The organism is Herbaspirillum sp. Her2 (assembly GCF_057961375.1).
Window position 1 is genome coordinate 256,935 of record NZ_CM176331.1, and the last position, 15,174, is coordinate 272,108.

Here is a 15,174-nt window from a genome sequence, read left to right on the forward strand (position 1 = left end):
TCTTGGGCAGGGAGTGCTCAGCTTCCTTTCAGCTTCTTTCGTCTCCTCCAACCGGGCCGCAGCCGCCCGCACCACCATGACGCCAGCACTCCAGTTCGACAACATCACCTGCACCTTCGTCTCCAAGGACGACCGTTCCCAGCGCTACACCGCCGTGGCCAATACCGACCTCTCGATTGCGCCGGGCGAATTCGTTTCCGTAGTCGGCCCCACCGGCTGCGGCAAGTCCACCTTGCTCAATGTCGGGGCCGGATTGCTGCAACCGTCCTCGGGCAGCGTCAAGGTCTTCGGTGAGGAACTCAAGGGCATCAACCGCCGCGCCGGCTACATGTTCCAGGCCGAGGCATTGATGCCCTGGCGCAGCGCGCTGCAAAACGTGATCGCCGGCCTGCAGTATCGCGGCCATGAGGAAAAGGCGGCAGCAGAACTGGGCGAACAATGGCTGGCGCGCGTGGGCCTGCAAGGCTTCGGCGACCGCTATCCGCACCAGCTCTCCGGGGGCATGCGCAAGCGCGTGGCGCTGGCGCAGACGCTGATCCTGGACCCGGACATCATCCTCATGGACGAACCCTTCTCCGCGCTCGATATCCAGACCCGACAGCTGATGGAAAACGAAGTGCTGGACCTGTGGAATGCCAAGAAAAAAGCCGTCCTCTTCATTACCCACGATCTGGATGAAGCCATCGCCATGTCCGACCGCGTGATCGTATTGGCGGCCGGCCCCGGCACGCATCCCATCGGTGAATTCAGGATCGACCTGCCGCGCCCGCGCGACGTCGCCGAGATCCGCATGCATCCGCGTTTCGTCGAACTGCACCAGCAGATCTGGGATGTGCTGCGCGATGAAGTGCTCAAGGGCTATCAACAACAGAAGCGCGCAGCGTAAGCCGTACCGAAAAGATCAGGGAAGAGAATCTGCATCATGTGGAAATTATTTAAACCGAATCACAAGAACATCCGTTTCTGGCAGTTGATGGTGTTGGCCATCGTGCTGCTGGTCTGGCACGTGGCGACGCGCAATCCGCAGACCGCCTTCTTCTTCGGCGAACCGCTGAAGGTGGCGCAGCGCATCTGGGAATGGTTCACCGTCGGCAGCGGCTCGCTGGAAGTGGGCATGGGCGACACCACCTTCTTCACGCTCAGCTTCCCGGCAGAAATCTATTCACACCTGTTGATCACGCTGACCGAAACCGTGCTGGCCTTCCTCATCGGCACCGTCTTCGGCCTGGCCATCGGCCTGTGGCTGGCGCTCTCTCCGACCGCCTCGGCCATCCTCGATCCCTATGTGAAGGCCGCCAACTCCATGCCGCGCGTGATCCTGGCGCCGATCTTCGCGATGTGGTTCGGCCTGGGCATCTGGTCCAAGGTGGCGCTGGCGGTGACGCTGGTGTTCTTCATCGTGTTCTTCAACGTCTACCAGGGCGTCAAGGAAGTCAGCCCGGTGGTACTGGCCAATGCCCGCATGCTGGGGGCCAATGCACGTCAGCTGCTGCGCACGGTCTACCTGCCCTCGGCCACTTCATGGGTGTTTTCCAGTCTGCACACGTCCATCGGCCTTGCCTTCGTCGGGGCGGTGGTCGGTGAATACCTGGGCTCGGCGCGTGGCGTGGGCTACCTGATCCTGCAGGCCGAGGGCAGCTTCGACATCAACACCGTCTTTGCCGGCATCGTCGTGCTGACCATCTTTGCGCTGGTGCTGGACCTGGCCGTGGGGGTGATCGAGAAACGGCTCATGAAATGGCAGCCCAAGAGCGGGGAGACCGAAAAGCTCTGAGCTGGTTGCCATGAGACACGGGTTTGAGGCGATATGAAGCTTCAGACGCGAGACCTGGCGCAAAAGGGCAGCGGGCGCGTACCCGCTGCCCTTTTTTCGTTGGTGTAGTGACGTTTTATGACAAAAAGCGGTAGAAAACCCGGCGATTGTCAGCATAGGGGAGTAGCATCACCGCATATTGAAGGTTTCACGCACATAAAGGTCAGCGAAGTGGACGAACAACAGTCGGAATTCAGCTGGCTCTCCGGTGGTGGCGAGATGGGGAAACTGATTCGCGCGATGGACTGGTCGTCCACCCCGCTGGGTCCCCTCGATACCTGGCCACAAAGCCTGCGCACGGCGGTCAGCCTGTGCCTGTCTTCCACCTTCCCCATCCTGATCGCCTGGGGGCCGCACGACATCCAGATCTACAACGACGCTTATCGCCCCATCTGCGGGGCCAAGCATCCCGAGTCGATGGGCCAGGATTTCCGCATCTGCTGGGCCACCGCCTTGCCGGTGGTGGGTGATGCCTTCGACCGCGCGCATCAGGGCGAGGGCACCTACATCCGCGACCAGCGCATGTTCCTGGATCGTTACGGCTATCTGGAAGAAGCCTTCATGACCTTCTCCTTCTCGCCGATCCGGGTCGAGTCAGGCGAGGTGGGGGGCGTGTTCCACCCGATCTCGGAATCCACCGACAAGGTGCTGGGCGCGCGCCGCACCGCCGCCTTGCGCGAACTGGCGACCGCACTCGGCAAATGCCTCTCCATCGATGACCTGTGCCTGGGATTGGAACAGCGCCACGCCGCCATGGAACTGGACCTGCCTTTCACGCTCTTCTACCAGCTCGAAGGCGATGTCCTGCAGCGCCGCGGCTTGGCCGGCATCGCGGCCGATAGTACGCTGGCACCGGCCAGCGTACGTCTGGACGATGCGCAAGCCTGGCCTTTCGCGCAGGCTCTGGCCGAACAGCGCATGGTGCAGGTCGACGATCTGGCCGCGCGCTTCGGCCCCTTCGTGGCCGGGCCGTATGAAGAAGCCCCGGTGCAGGCCGTGATCCTCCCGGTCACCGTGGCCGGGATGGAACAGCCCTTCGGTTTCGTGGTCGCGGGCGTGAGTGCGCGCCGTGCGCTGGACGCCGAGTACCAGGATTTCTATGCCCTGCTGGGCGGAGCACTCAGCACGGCTGTCTCCAACGTGCTGGTCTACCTGCATGAACAGCGCAAGGCCGAGGAGCTGGCCCAGATCGACCGCGCCAAGACCGCCTTCTTCTCCAACATCTCGCACGAATTCCGCACCCCGCTTACGCTGATGGTCGGCCCGCTTGATGATGCCCTGGCCGATCAGGCCGAGCCGCTGGGACCGGCGCAGCGCAAGCGGTTGGAGGTCACGCACCGCAATTCGCTGCGCCTGCTCAAGCTGGTCAATGCGCTGCTGGATTTCTCGCGCATCGAGGCCGGACGCGCCAAGGCCAGCTTCGTCGCCACCGATCTGGCCAGCCTCACGGAAGATCTGGCCAGCGTATTCCGCTCGACCCTGGAAAAGGCCGGACTGCACTACGAGGTCAAGACCCCCCCGCTGCCCGAGCCGGTCTTCGTTGATCGCGACATGTGGGAAAAGATCGTCTTCAACCTGCTCTCCAATGCCTTCAAATTTACCTTCGAGGGCAGCATCACGGTGCTGCTTGAGCCGCTGGCGCACAGCGTGCGCCTGTCGGTTACCGACACCGGCTCCGGCATTGCGCTGGACCAGCAGGCGCGCGTCTTCGAGCGTTTCCATCGCATCGACAACGCGCACGGCCGCACCTATGAAGGCACCGGCATCGGCCTGGCCCTGATCCAGGAACTGGTCAAGCTGCATCACGGCCAGATCGGGGTGAACAGCGTGCCGGGCGCGGGCTCGACCTTCTTCGTCGAGATCCCGTTCGGCACCGCACACTTGCAGGCCGATGACGTGATCCGGGCCGACGCCGTGGCGATCAGCCAGGACCGCCAGCCCGGCCAGGCCTTCGTCGAAGAGGCGCAAGCCTGGCTGCCTGCAGCCACCTCAGCGCTGCTCTCCACGACGGCCGCCGAACCCGTCACCGCGGCGGCCCCGGCCTTGCCTCCGGCAGGCGACGCGGCGCATCCGGTACGCATCGTCATTGCCGACGACAACCGCGACATGCGCGACTACCTGCAGCGCCTGCTCGGTGACTACGCCGACGTGCAAACCTGTTCCGACGGCGAGGCCGCCTGGGAAGCCGTATGCGCCGCGCCACCGGACCTGGTCCTGAGCGACGTGATGATGCCGGTGCTGGATGGCTTCGGCCTGCTGGCCCGAATCAAGCGTGATGCGCGTACGCGCGAGGTGCCAGTGATCTTGCTCTCGGCACGTGCCGGTGAAGAAGCGCGCATCGAGGGCATCGCCGCCGGTGCCGATGATTACCTGGTCAAGCCCTTCGCGGCCACCGAGCTGATGATACGCGTCAAGAGCCAGGTGGAAGCGGCACGCCGCCGGCAGGCCGCGCGCGAGGCGCTGCAGGCCAGCGAGCGCTATTTCCGCTCGCTGGTCGATGCCTCCACGGCCATCATCTGGACCACCAGCCCGGAGGGCCGCACCAACTATTTCAGCCGTCGCTGGCACGCCTTCACCGGCCTGCCGGCCAGCGCCATCGCCGATGGCGGCCATATCGCCTGCATCCATCCGGAGGACCGCGAGGCCGCCCTCGCCGAGTTCGTCCGCTGCCAGCAGACACGCAGCGCCTTCCACGCCGTCTATCGCTTGCGCCATGCCGATGGCGGCTATCGCTGGGTGATCGATTCAGGTACGCCCTTGCAGACAGAGGACGACCAGCCCGGTGGTTTCGTCGGTGCCATCGTGGACGTGCATGAGGAACGCCAAGCCAAGCGCAACCTGGAACTGCTGGCGCAGGACCTGACCACCATCAATCGCCGCCAGCGCGAATTCCTGGTGACGCTGGCGCACGAGTTGCGCAATCCGCTGGCCCCGATCCGCAACGGGCTGGAAGTGATGAAGCTGATGGGGGCCGGCAACGAGCGCCAGCACAACATCCACCAGATGATGGATCGCCAGATCCGCCATCTGGCGCACCTGATCGAAGACCTGCTCGATATCTCCCGCATCACCGAGGGCAAGATCAAGTTGAGGAAGCAGCACATGTCGGTCAAGTCGGCGCTGGCCAGCGCGGTCGAGATCAGCATGCCGCTGATCGAGAAGAATCGCCACAAGCTGGAACTTGAAGCTCCGGAAAGCGACCTCTTCCTGCAAGCCGATACCCATCGCGTGGTGCAGGTGGTCAGCAACATCCTCAACAATGCGGCGAAATACACGCCCCCGGGCGGTCTCATCCGCGTGACGGCGCGCATGGATGGCGACGATGTCCTCATCAGCATCAGTGACAATGGCGTGGGACTGGCCGCCGAGGATATCGGCACGGTATTCGACATGTTCACCCAGATCCAGTCCGAAGTGGATCGCGCCCAGGGCGGCCTGGGCATTGGCCTGCACCTGGTCAAGCGGCTGGTGGACCTGCATGAGGGCAGCGTCTCGGTCACCAGCCCCGGCCCCGGACTGGGAGCCACCTTCGCGGTGCGCCTGCCGCAGACCACGGCGCAGGACCGCAGCGAGGCGACCGGCGAGCTGCCCCAGGCGGAGAGCGGCAAGGGCCTGGACATCCTGATCGTGGACGACAACTTCGATAATGCCGACATGCTGGCCATGCTGCTCAATTATCGCGGCCATGCCACCCATGTGGCCGGCAACGGGACCGAGGCCTTGCGGCTGGCGCAGGAGGTCAGCCCTGACGTCGGCTTCATCGACATCGGACTGCCCGACATGTCGGGTTACGCACTGGCCACGCAGCTGCGCGCGACCGAGGCGGGCGCGCGCATGCAGCTCATCGCGCTCACCGGCCGTGGTGCCGATTCGGATCGCCAGGAAGCGGCCGCCGCCGGCTTCGATCACCACCTGACCAAACCGGCACCGTTGGAGCGGCTGGTGGCACTGCTGGCGGAGACGGGGCAGGGCAGCTGACCCAGGTCCGGAACGCGCTTCATCGAACCGAGCCAGGCAAAAAAAATGCTCCTCATCGAGGAGCATTTTTTCTTGCACGGGCGCTGCAACTTTCAGGTTAACGCCGGCGCAGCGCAGTGACGAACTGATGCGCGGATGCATCGCCTGATCAAACGCCGATGCATCCTTGCATCATCACATCAACGCTTCAATGCAGGTTGCGAGCCCTTGCCCAGGATCAGGTTGGCGATGACGGCCACCACCACGTTCAGGGCCAGCGCAATGAGGCCGGTATAGAGCGTGTAGGTCTCGCCGCCGATCAGGAAGCTGTGGACCGGCTTGATGCCGTCACTGAAGGCCAGCCAGCTGCCGCCGACGATGCCCACGGCCCAGCCGCACAGCAGTGCGCGGGCACCGAACCAGCCGACAAACAGACCGAACACCAGCGCCGGGAAGGTCTGCAGGATCCACACGCCGCCCAGCAATTGCAGGTCCAGCGCGAACTTGGTCGGCAGGAACAGGATGAACACCAGCGCCCCGAACTTGACCACCAGCGACACCACCTTGGCCACCTTGGCTTCGCCTTCATGGCTGATGCCAGGATTGACGTAAGGCTTCCAGAAGTTGCGGGTGAACAGGTTGGAGGCCCCGATGGACATCACCGCCGCCGGCACCAGCGCACCGATGGCAATGGCGGCAAACGCGAAGCCCGCGAACCAGCCCGGGAACAGTCCGTTGAACAGCGCCGGCACCACGTCGTTATTGGCCTGCACCTTGATGCCCGCCGCATACGCCATGTAGCCCAGCAGCGCAATCAGACCCAGCAGCACCGTATAGGCCGGCAGGAACACGGCGTTCTTGCGGATGGTATTGGCATCCTTGGCCGCGAAGATGCCGGTCAGCGTGTGCGGATACATGAAGGCCGCCAGTGCCGAACCCAGTGCCAGTGAAGCGAAGGGCAGGAACTGCGTGGGTTTCAGGGTCAGGCCGGTAGCGCCGCCCTTGATTGCGAACGCCTCGCGCGCCGAGTTGAACACGGCACCATAGCCGCCCAGCTTGGCCGGCACCACCACCACCGCCACCAGCACCACGATGTAGATCATGATGTCCTTGACGAAGGCGATCAGCGCCGGTGCCCGCAGGCCGGCCGAGTAGGTGTACAGGGCCAGGATCACGAAGGCTGCCAGCAGCGGCAGTTCACCGGTCAGACCCAGGGCCTTGATGACCACTTCCATGCCGATCAGCTGCAGGGCGATGTAGGGCATGGTGGCGACCACGCCGGTCAGCGCAATGGCGAACTCCAGCGGACGCGACTGATAGCGTCCCCACACCACATCGGCGGCGGTCACGTGGCCGGCCTTGTGCGCCGCATGCCACAACTTGGGCATGATCACGAACACGATCGGGTAGACCAGGATGGTATAGGGCAGGGCAAAGAAGCCATAGGCCCCGACCGCATACACCAGCGCCGGTACCGCGATGACGGTATAGGCGGTATAGAAATCGCCACCGACCAGGAACCAGGTGATCCAGGTGCCGAAGTTGCGGCCACCCAGGCCCCACTCATCGAGATGGGCGCCCTTGTTGCTGGGACCGGCCATCCATTTGGAGGCCAGGAAGCCCATCACGGTGACCAGGACAAAGAAGAACAGGAAGACCCAGAGCGCGGTCCAGTGGATGTTGGACGTCTCCATCATTGGACTCCCTTCTTCAGGCCATCACGATAGACCAGCCAGATGATGAGCGAGGTCAGCGGTACCCAGGCGAACTGGTACCAGTAGAAGAAGGGGAAGCCAAAGAGGCTGGGCAATTCGGCGTTGTAGAAGGGGACCCAGAGCAGGCCGATGAAAGGCAGCAGAAGTAATAGCCGCATGATTGATGCTCCTCGAACTTTTGGCGGAAGAATTTTTATGTCGGCGCTGTCCCGGCCTTGCGAGCCGGGTGCGCCTTGAAAGTTGCACGGGAATTATAGGGAGAATCGGCAAATCGCGTCCGCCGGCCCCTGGCAGGAGCGGTCCTCGCGGCTGCAGGCTCGGCCGAATTCGCGTAGTCTGCCGTGTGTGATCCTCCCGCCAATCTTTGCCATGAGCCCGAGTCTGTCCGTTCCGCGTGATGCCGCTTTCCCTGGTGCAACTGACGTGATCAGCAATGCCGATACCGACCTGCTGCCCGCATTGGCGCAACTGTTGCAGCGTCATCGCCAGGTGCTGGTCCTGACCGGGGCCGGCATCAGTACCGCGTCCGGCATTCCCGACTACCGCGACGACAGCGGCGTGCGGCGCGGCCGGCTGCCCATCCAGGGCACCGAGTTCCGCCAGTCGGAAGCGGCCCGCAAACGCTACTGGGCGCGCAGCATGCTGGGCTGGCCACGCCTGGCGCATGCCGCGCCCAATGCGGCGCACCGCGCGCTGGCGCAATTGCAGCAGGCCGGCCATCTCGGCGGCATCCTGACCCAGAACGTCGATGGCCTGCACCAGCAGGCGGGCAGCCGCGACGTGATCGAACTGCATGGCAGCATCCATGCGGTGCGCTGCCTGGCCTGCGACACCGTCTATCCGCGCGCCGAGATCCAGCAGGAGCTGGCACGCTGCAATCCCTCCTTGGTCAACCTGCAGGCCGAGGCCTTGCCCGATGGCGATGCCCGCCTGGAACCGGAGGCCGATGCCACCTTCCATGTGCCGTCCTGCGTAGCCTGTGGCGGCATGCTGCAACCGGACGTGGTGTTCTTCGGCGATGGCGTACCGCCCGCGCGCACGGCCCAGGCCGAAGCGGCGGCCCAGGCCTGTGATGCCATGCTGGTGATCGGCTCTTCGCTGATGGTGTTGTCGGGCTTCCGCTTCCCGCGCACGGTGGCTGCGGCCGGCAAGCCGGTGGTGGCGATCAACCGCGGCGTGACCCGTGCCGATGACTTGCTGGCCTTCAAGCTGCGCGAGGATGCCGAGTCGGTGCTGCCGCACCTGGCCACACTGCTGGGTGCGGACGGGTCCTGAGCGACTCCTGTGCTTGCCCAGGCGAGCAACGATCAACTATCGACATGCGGATTGCTTCGTTCAGTTCCGCGCCGCGCATCCCTACACTGGCGGGCGACCCTTCTTCTCCCGGAAAGCGAACCTGCCATGTTGAAGTCCCTGCGGCCGCAGCTGCAGCAGAAGGGCTACAAGATCCGCTACTACGAATTCTCCACCGGACTGGAAGCCACCAGCACGCTCAAACTCGGCAAGAACTGATCCCTGCACCTGAGCCGGACCGCGCCGGAATCAGCAGCGCGGTCCGGCTTTTTTGTTTATGTCTTCACATCGCCGGGCTCATGCTCCCCGCCTGCCGGCGCCAGCGGACGCCGCAGTCGCTGCGTTGGCTTGGGCGGCTGTGACATGCGGATTCCTCGGAGAAGACAAAGCGGGTCGTCGATTGTGGAACGCGCCCGCCGTGACGGCCACGAATGCTTTCGCATGAACTTGTGCGGACAAGGCCGCTACAATGCGGCTGGACCGAACCGAGACAAGTTGAGGATGTTGCCGATGGCTGTTGTGCATGCTGCGATGATGATGGTGCTGGGCCTGCTGGCACTGGGCCTGGCCGTATGGGGCGGGTTTGCGCTGTGGTTCCAGCTGCCGGGCGCCGCCTGGCTGCGCATCGCCGCCATCGTGCTGTGGAGCTTGCCGCCTGCCGCGACGCTGGCGCTGGTGGCCGGAGTGCCGGGCCTGCCCGGCCTGCCGCACTCCTGGCGCTGGGGACCGGTGGCCCTGGTGCTGGCCGGTATCGCCATGGCCGGCTGGTGGAGCAGCATCCGCCCCAGCCACGCGCGCGACTGGGCCGATGATGTGGCGCGCATGCTGGTGTCGCAGGTGCAAGGCGATACCGTCACGCTCGACAACGTCCGCAACTTCGACTGGCGCACCGAGACCGATGTCGACCTCCGTTGGGAATCGCGCCAATATGATCTCGCGCAACTGGTCTCGGCCGACTTGCTGCTGTCCTACTGGATGGGGCCGGCGATTGCGCACACGCTGGTGTCCTTCGGTTTTGCCGATGGACGGCGCCTGGTGTTCTCGCTGGAGATCCGGCGAGAACGCGATGAAGCCTTCTCGGCCGTGGGCGGCTTCTTCCGCAAGTTCGAGACCGTCATCGTTGCCGCCGACGAAGCCGACATCATCCGTACCCGTACCAACGCGCGCGGGGAGGATGTGTATCTGTATCGTCTGCAATTGCGCCCGGATCAATTGCGCCGCGTCTTCCTCGGCTACCTCGAACGCGCGGCGCAATTGCGGGAGAGTCCGCGTTTCTACAACACCCTCACCAGCAACTGCACCACGATCGTCTTCGAACTGGCGCGCCGTCTCTCGCCTTCGCTGCCGCTGGACTATCGCCTGCTGCTCTCCGGCTACTTCGCCGATTACGTGTTTGACCACGGCGTGCTGACACCGGGATATAGCTTCGTGCAATTGCGCGAGGCCGGGCGCATCACCGAACGCGCCCTGCAAAGCGGCCCGGAGCAGGACTACAGCAGGCGCATCCGGCAAGGCGTTCCGGGTGTGTCCATGGGCGAGCTGCGCTGAGGCACTGCTGGCTTGCTCCGACCTGGACGTGCCACCTGTCTTGCCCGAGGCTTCGACCCGTTGGAGGATGCCATCGACTATGGCCGTGAACTGATCCCGCGGACGCGTGAGCTGGTGGCGCAGCGCCTGCAGCAACGGGCAGCCCAAAAGCAGGCCGCCTGATTTATCTACTGCCTGAAACGAAAATGGCTCCGCATGCGGAGCCATTTTTTTTGAGGAAAGATCAGATCAGGCCGACTGCAAGGCCTGTTCCAGGTCGGCCAGCAGATCGTCGATATGCTCGATGCCGATGGACAGGCGCACGGTATCTTCCGTCACGCCCGCCTTCTCCAGTTCGGCGGGCGACAACTGACGGTGCGTAGTGGAAGCGGGATGCGTGGCCAGTGACTTTGCATCACCGATGTTGACCAGCCGCGTGAACAGTTGCAGCGCATCCTGGAAGCGCGCGCCGCCGTCGCGGCCATTGGCCACGCCGAAGGTCAGCACGCCCGAGGCGCGGCCCTTGAAATACTTCTGCGCCAGCGCATGGTCGGGATGATCTTCCAGCCCCGCATAGTTGACCCAGCGTACCTTCGGGTGGCGCTTCAGGTATTGCGCCACGGCCAGCGCATTGGAGGTGATGCGGTCCAGCCGCAGGGACAAGGTTTCGATGCCCTGCAGGATCTGGAAGGCATTGAAGGGCGAGAGCGCGGCGCCGGTATTGCGCAACGGGACCACGCGCGCACGGCCGATGTAAGCAGCCTCGCCCAGCGCCTCGGTATACACCACGCCGTGATAGCTGACGTCGGGTTCGTTGAGGCGCTTGAAGCGTTCCTTGTGCCTGGCCCAGGGGAACTTGCCCGAATCGACGATGGCCCCGCCCAGCGTAGTTCCATGGCCGCCGAGATACTTGGTCAATGAATGCACCACGATGTCGGCCCCATGCTCGAAGGGACGCAGCAGATAGGGCGTGGCCACGGTGTTGTCCACGATCAGCGGGACGCCATGGCGATGCGCGATCTCGGCCACGGCGGCGATGTCGGTGACGTTGCCCAGCGGGTTGCCGATGGATTCGATGAAGATGGCCTTGGTGCGCTCATCGATCAGCGGTGCAAAGGACTCCGGCTGGCGCGGATCGGCGAAGCGCGTCTGGATGCCGAACTGCGGCAGCGTGTGGGCAAAGAGGTTGTAGGTACCGCCATACAGGGTGGAGGCCGAGACGATGTTGTCGCCCGCTTCGGCAATGGTCTGGATCGCGTAAGTCACGGCGGCCTGCCCGGAGGCCAGGGCCAGGGCGGCGATGCCGCCTTCGAGTGCGGCCAGGCGTTTTTCCAGTACGTCCTGGGTCGGGTTCATGATGCGCGAATAGATGTTGCCCTGGACCTTCAGGTCGAACAGGTCGGCACCGTGCTGGGTATCGTCGAAGGCGAAGGCCACGGTCTGGTAGATCGGCACGGCCACGGCGCGCGTGGTCGGGTCAGGATCGTAGCCGCCGTGGACGGAGAGGGTTTCGAATTTCCATTGCGGGTTGTCTGGCATGTTGTCTCTCTTCTTCTCGTGAATGGGATGCGGGAACACTGTCGCACCCCAGACGCTAGCGCGAGCGGGCAGGGCGCGCAAAGAAATGATTTCTCATAAGCATATGCGCCCATGCCGGTGAGATCGCATCGATGTCAGGCCAATCTCCATCCGTGTTCGAACTCCACAGCAATACTGCATCAGTCACGATGGATAGCATGCAGGGCAAGCTTCCCTGCGGGCGCTCCGGCCCCAGCCGGTTACGCACCGGCCGCGCGCCTCACTGCACCTTGACGATCACATAGGCGGTCGCAAACACCCTGCCTGCTGCCACGGCTTGCCCTGGCAGCCTTTGCAGCGTAGCGGTCAGCCGCTTTTCCACCGTGAACTGATACGCGGGGGCAGCAGGTTCCGGCGGCAGGCAGCGTGATGCATTGCTGGCGTCGAGGCGATACCATCCGGCGTTGCGACCCGCTGGCAGCGGTCTGGATAATCCTTGTCCGGCCAGCGGCGAGCTGAGGAATTGCATCGGCTGCTGGCTGTCGCTGTCGCTCAGGCTGATGCCCACACCCTTGGCCAGAGAAGGATCCAGGCCGTAGTAGTCCGAGAGCAGATACCGCACGCCCTGGTCCTGATTGACATACCCCAGCTGCCGCGCTGCCGCCAGTGCGCCCGGTGAGACCTGAATGCCAAAGGCGGTCTGGTTGTCGTCAGTACCGGCGGTGGCTGGCGGTCGGGTATTGACGCCCTCGTCACAGCGAAAGGCCAGCGTGAATTCCACCTGCCGTGTCTCGCCCTGGTTGAGTTCCTCTTCCGAGATCGTGGGAAAAACCACTTCCGGCGTCACGTTCTGCACCACGCACGAGGGCAGCACGCTCAGGGTGGCCGCCTGGCGCATGCCGAATGCGATGCCGTTGGCGGCACCGAAGAACAGGAAGCGCGTCGCGTGGTCTTCACCATCATCATCCATGTCGCCGCTGGCGCGGTTGTAGCCCGGGCCCCGCAGCATCAGGTAGCCATTGGGCTGCAGACAGCGGTAGGGAACGGCTGTCTGTAGACGGTTGTTCGGGCGGTCGCCGCACCAGTTGCTGGTGCCGGTGCCGGGACTGAGATCGGAGACACGGGCGATCTCGGCCTTGACCGGACTGAGATGCCTGGCGCGGATCAGGATCTTCTTGCTGGCTTCATCGACGTCGTAGTTCTCAAGACGGGCCGATTGGTAATAGCGCGAAAACACCTTCCCTGAGCGCAGATGCGTGAGCCGGATCGCCACACCGGGAAACCAGGTGCGGTAGAAACCCGGCAAGCCATCCTGCGTGCCGATCTCGGCAAATCCGCCCACGCGGTCATCGCCATTGGTGGAAAACACTTCGGAGATCTGTCCGGCATCGGCCAGGTCACAGGTCCACAGCAGCGTATCGCCGCTGATGCCGGAGGCCTCGGCGGCCGTCGCCACCGCACTGCCCAGCAGTGTGCCGGCCGGCTGCAGGACGGTACTGGCGAGATTGATGCGGCCGAACCAGAACTGGGCCGAGCCGCCATCGCTCAAGGGCGTAAAGGGATAGGCGATGCGATTGTTGCGCTTGCAGATGGCCTCTGCCGGCACCGACAGCAGGCATAGCGCCAGCAAGGCAAGCAGCAGGTGCAAAGGGCAGGGCAGGGCCCAGTGGGAGGGTACGCCGGGCCTGGCGTGATCGGGCGGGCGAGCAGACAAGGGAAAACTCCGGCAAGGATGGGAAGCCCTGCATGTTCGCGCAAGCGCACCTGTGCGCGACATGGGCCGGCTCTGCAATGTGCATGGGCCAAATCCCATTGTGCGGCGATGCCCGCGTTTGGGATTTTGCCCATTGCTGAATCAGCAATTGCCAACGGCTGCTTGGGGGAGCGCCGATTCTGCTGCGCCACCTGCCTGCCTATGATTCGTCTGGTGCCGGACACATCGGTTGGTGTCGGCATTCTTCGTGGATCGACCGAATTCTCCTTGGGGGTAAAAATGAAAAAGCATCTCGCAATTCTGTTGCTGGTCTCGCCGTCGGTGGTACTGGCGGCAGGCAGTACCATCAATTTCCGTGGCCAGGTCAACAGCCAGACCTGCCAGGTGATGGTCGACGGCGCGGCCAATCCGGTGGTGCTGCTGCCCACGGTGGCCACCGGCGACCTCGCGGCGGCAGGCACTTCAGCGGGCGAGACGCCCTTCGTGGTCAGTGTCAGCGGCTGCACGGCATCGGCCACCGATAAACTGAAGATCAAAACGCAATTCCTGGCCAGCGCCGCCACCAGCGGCAACAACATTCCCAACCTGGGCAGCGCCAAGAACGTGGCGCTGCAATTGCGCAAGAGCGTCGGCGGCGATCCGATCAGCCTGGTGGGCGGCAGCGGCGTATCGGTCGAGGGGCTGGAGATCGCCGCCGGCAGTACCAGCGCTTCTCATACCTTTGCCGTACGCTACGTCGCCGAAGGCGGTGCGGCCGAAGCCGGCTCCGTGATTGGCTCGGTGCAGTACGCCCTCGACTACTTCTGATGCGCCTGTCCGGGCGCGGACTTCCGTTTCCCCGTTGGTCTCACCCCTGTCGCTGCCGGGATAGCTCCCGGCGGCGCATCCCCGTTTTTGCCATGAACAGAACAAGCTTGCGCGCAGGTCTCCTCATGTTGCTGGTCTTCCTGCTGAGTGCGCACGCCAGCGCCAGCGTGACCATGCTCGGTACGCGCGTCATTTATCCGGCTGACGCCGGCGAGCAGGTGCTGCGCTTCAGCAACCCTGACGATCATCCCAATCTGGTCCAGCTGTGGCTGGATGATGGACACGCCGGCCGGCCCGATGGGCAGGCCTCGCCCTTCCTGGTCATTCCGCCGGTGTTCCGCATCGAGCCGCATGGCGGCCAGGTGGTGCGGCTCTCCTACATCGGCGCAGCGCTGCCGCAGGACCGCGAGTCGCTGTTCTTTCTGAATTTCCTGCAGGTGCCGGCCCTCAAGGCCGATTCGGTCAACGACAATCAGCTGGTGCTGACCGTGCGCAGCCGCATGAAAGTCTTCTATCGTCCCCCCGCCCTGGCCAGCGAGGCCGATGCGGCGCGCGCACCCGCGGCGCTTTCCTTCGCCATCGACAGCAGCGACGGGATGGCCAGCATGGTGGTGCGCAACGGCAGTGGCTATCACCTGATGGTGCAACAGGCCGATCTGGTCTTGGGTGACCAGGCGCAAGCGCTGGCCAGGACCACGGTGATCCAGCCTTTCCAGGAACTGCGCTGGCCGCTGGACCATGTGCCGGCCGACCGTGCAGGCATGCGCATGCGTCTGCGTCTGCTCAACGATGTGGGTGTGGAAGTGCCGCGCGACTATCCCGTGCAGTGA

The 15,174-nt window shown here is 64.1% G+C and carries 12 protein-coding genes; 8 read left to right on the top strand and 4 right to left on the bottom strand.

Annotated features, from left to right (window positions below):
- Nucleotides 1-76: 76 nt before the first annotated feature.
- From ACWHXP_RS01125 to ACWHXP_RS01135, 3 genes are all read left to right on the top strand, one after another.
- Nucleotides 77-886 carry an ABC transporter ATP-binding protein gene (locus ACWHXP_RS01125; RefSeq protein WP_489634675.1) on the top strand — a complete coding sequence of 270 codons (810 nt, stop codon included), beginning with the start codon at nucleotides 77-79 and terminating at the stop codon, nucleotides 884-886.
- A gap of 36 nt (nucleotides 887-922) precedes the next feature.
- Nucleotides 923-1,774, top strand: a complete 852-nt coding sequence (locus ACWHXP_RS01130; protein ID WP_209534214.1) for an ABC transporter permease — start codon at nucleotides 923-925, stop codon at nucleotides 1,772-1,774.
- A gap of 210 nt (nucleotides 1,775-1,984) precedes the next feature.
- On the top strand, nucleotides 1,985-5,791 hold the full coding sequence (locus ACWHXP_RS01135; protein WP_489634674.1) for an ATP-binding protein: 3,807 nt from the start codon (nucleotides 1,985-1,987) through the stop codon (nucleotides 5,789-5,791).
- 179 nt (nucleotides 5,792-5,970) lie between these two features.
- Here the strand turns inward: ACWHXP_RS01135 and mctP are convergent, their stop codons facing one another.
- Both mctP and ACWHXP_RS01145 read right to left on the bottom strand, forming a co-directional pair.
- Nucleotides 5,971-7,464, bottom strand: a complete 1,494-nt coding sequence (gene mctP, locus ACWHXP_RS01140; protein ID WP_034332752.1) for a monocarboxylate uptake permease MctP — start codon at nucleotides 7,462-7,464, stop codon at nucleotides 5,971-5,973.
- The gene (locus ACWHXP_RS01145; RefSeq protein ID WP_489634673.1) at nucleotides 7,464-7,643 is read right to left on the bottom strand and encodes a DUF3311 domain-containing protein; all 180 of its coding nucleotides are present in this window, start codon (nucleotides 7,641-7,643) and stop codon (nucleotides 7,464-7,466) included. The genes mctP and ACWHXP_RS01145 overlap by 1 nt, the downstream gene beginning before the upstream one ends.
- Nucleotides 7,644-7,854: 211 nt before the next feature.
- Here ACWHXP_RS01145 and ACWHXP_RS01150 point away from each other — a divergent pair, with 211 nt between their 5' ends.
- The 3 genes from ACWHXP_RS01150 to ACWHXP_RS01160 all read left to right on the top strand — a co-directional run bounded on the left by ACWHXP_RS01150 (nucleotide 7,855) and on the right by ACWHXP_RS01160 (nucleotide 10,488).
- Nucleotides 7,855-8,760, top strand: coding sequence for an NAD-dependent protein deacetylase (locus tag ACWHXP_RS01150; protein WP_489634672.1), 906 nt, complete (start codon nucleotides 7,855-7,857; stop codon nucleotides 8,758-8,760).
- Nucleotides 8,761-9,288: 528 nt separating this feature from the next.
- A complete protein-coding gene (locus ACWHXP_RS01155) occupies nucleotides 9,289-10,326 on the top strand; it encodes an Lnb N-terminal periplasmic domain-containing protein (RefSeq protein ID WP_489634671.1) in 1,038 nt (345 codons plus the stop codon).
- Between the two features lie 12 nt (nucleotides 10,327-10,338).
- Nucleotides 10,339-10,488, top strand: a complete 150-nt coding sequence (locus tag ACWHXP_RS01160; protein ID WP_420840840.1) for a hypothetical protein — start codon at nucleotides 10,339-10,341, stop codon at nucleotides 10,486-10,488.
- Between the two features lie 66 nt (nucleotides 10,489-10,554).
- Here the strand turns inward: ACWHXP_RS01160 and ACWHXP_RS01165 are convergent, their stop codons facing one another.
- Together ACWHXP_RS01165 and ACWHXP_RS01170 are read right to left on the bottom strand one after the other, a co-directional pair.
- Nucleotides 10,555-11,844 (bottom strand): O-acetylhomoserine aminocarboxypropyltransferase/cysteine synthase family protein, encoded by a 1,290-nt coding sequence (locus tag ACWHXP_RS01165; RefSeq protein WP_489634670.1) that lies wholly within the window; start codon nucleotides 11,842-11,844, stop codon nucleotides 10,555-10,557.
- 259 nt (nucleotides 11,845-12,103) lie between these two features.
- The gene (locus ACWHXP_RS01170) at nucleotides 12,104-13,537 is read right to left on the bottom strand and encodes a fimbrial protein (protein WP_489634669.1); all 1,434 of its coding nucleotides are present in this window, start codon (nucleotides 13,535-13,537) and stop codon (nucleotides 12,104-12,106) included.
- Nucleotides 13,538-13,816: 279 nt separating this feature from the next.
- Here ACWHXP_RS01170 and ACWHXP_RS01175 point away from each other — a divergent pair, with 279 nt between their 5' ends.
- Entirely contained in the window at nucleotides 13,817-14,344 is a 528-nt protein-coding gene (locus ACWHXP_RS01175) for a fimbrial protein (RefSeq protein ID WP_199725100.1), read from the top strand.
- Between the two features lie 125 nt (nucleotides 14,345-14,469).
- Nucleotides 14,470-15,174, top strand: a complete 705-nt coding sequence (locus tag ACWHXP_RS01180) for a fimbrial biogenesis chaperone (protein ID WP_121043471.1) — start codon at nucleotides 14,470-14,472, stop codon at nucleotides 15,172-15,174.

What these genes read in the sequence shown, in the direction of transcription:
- ACWHXP_RS01125 (WP_489634675.1), top strand. Translation starts at nt 77, where the DNA reads ATGACGCCAGCACTCCAGTTCGACAACATCACCTGCACCTTCGTCTCC.
- ACWHXP_RS01130 (WP_209534214.1), top strand. Translation starts at nt 923, where the DNA reads ATGTGGAAATTATTTAAACCGAATCACAAGAACATCCGTTTCTGGCAG.
- mctP (WP_034332752.1), bottom strand. Translation starts at nt 7,464, where the DNA reads ATGGAGACGTCCAACATCCACTGGACCGCGCTCTGGGTCTTCCTGTTC.
- ACWHXP_RS01145 (WP_489634673.1), bottom strand. Translation starts at nt 7,643, where the DNA reads ATGCGGCTATTACTTCTGCTGCCTTTCATCGGCCTGCTCTGGGTCCCC.
- ACWHXP_RS01150 (WP_489634672.1), top strand. Translation starts at nt 7,855, where the DNA reads ATGAGCCCGAGTCTGTCCGTTCCGCGTGATGCCGCTTTCCCTGGTGCA.
- ACWHXP_RS01155 (WP_489634671.1), top strand. Translation starts at nt 9,289, where the DNA reads ATGGCTGTTGTGCATGCTGCGATGATGATGGTGCTGGGCCTGCTGGCA.
- ACWHXP_RS01165 (WP_489634670.1), bottom strand. Translation starts at nt 11,844, where the DNA reads ATGCCAGACAACCCGCAATGGAAATTCGAAACCCTCTCCGTCCACGGC.
- ACWHXP_RS01175 (WP_199725100.1), top strand. Translation starts at nt 13,817, where the DNA reads ATGAAAAAGCATCTCGCAATTCTGTTGCTGGTCTCGCCGTCGGTGGTA.
- ACWHXP_RS01180 (WP_121043471.1), top strand. Translation starts at nt 14,470, where the DNA reads ATGTTGCTGGTCTTCCTGCTGAGTGCGCACGCCAGCGCCAGCGTGACC.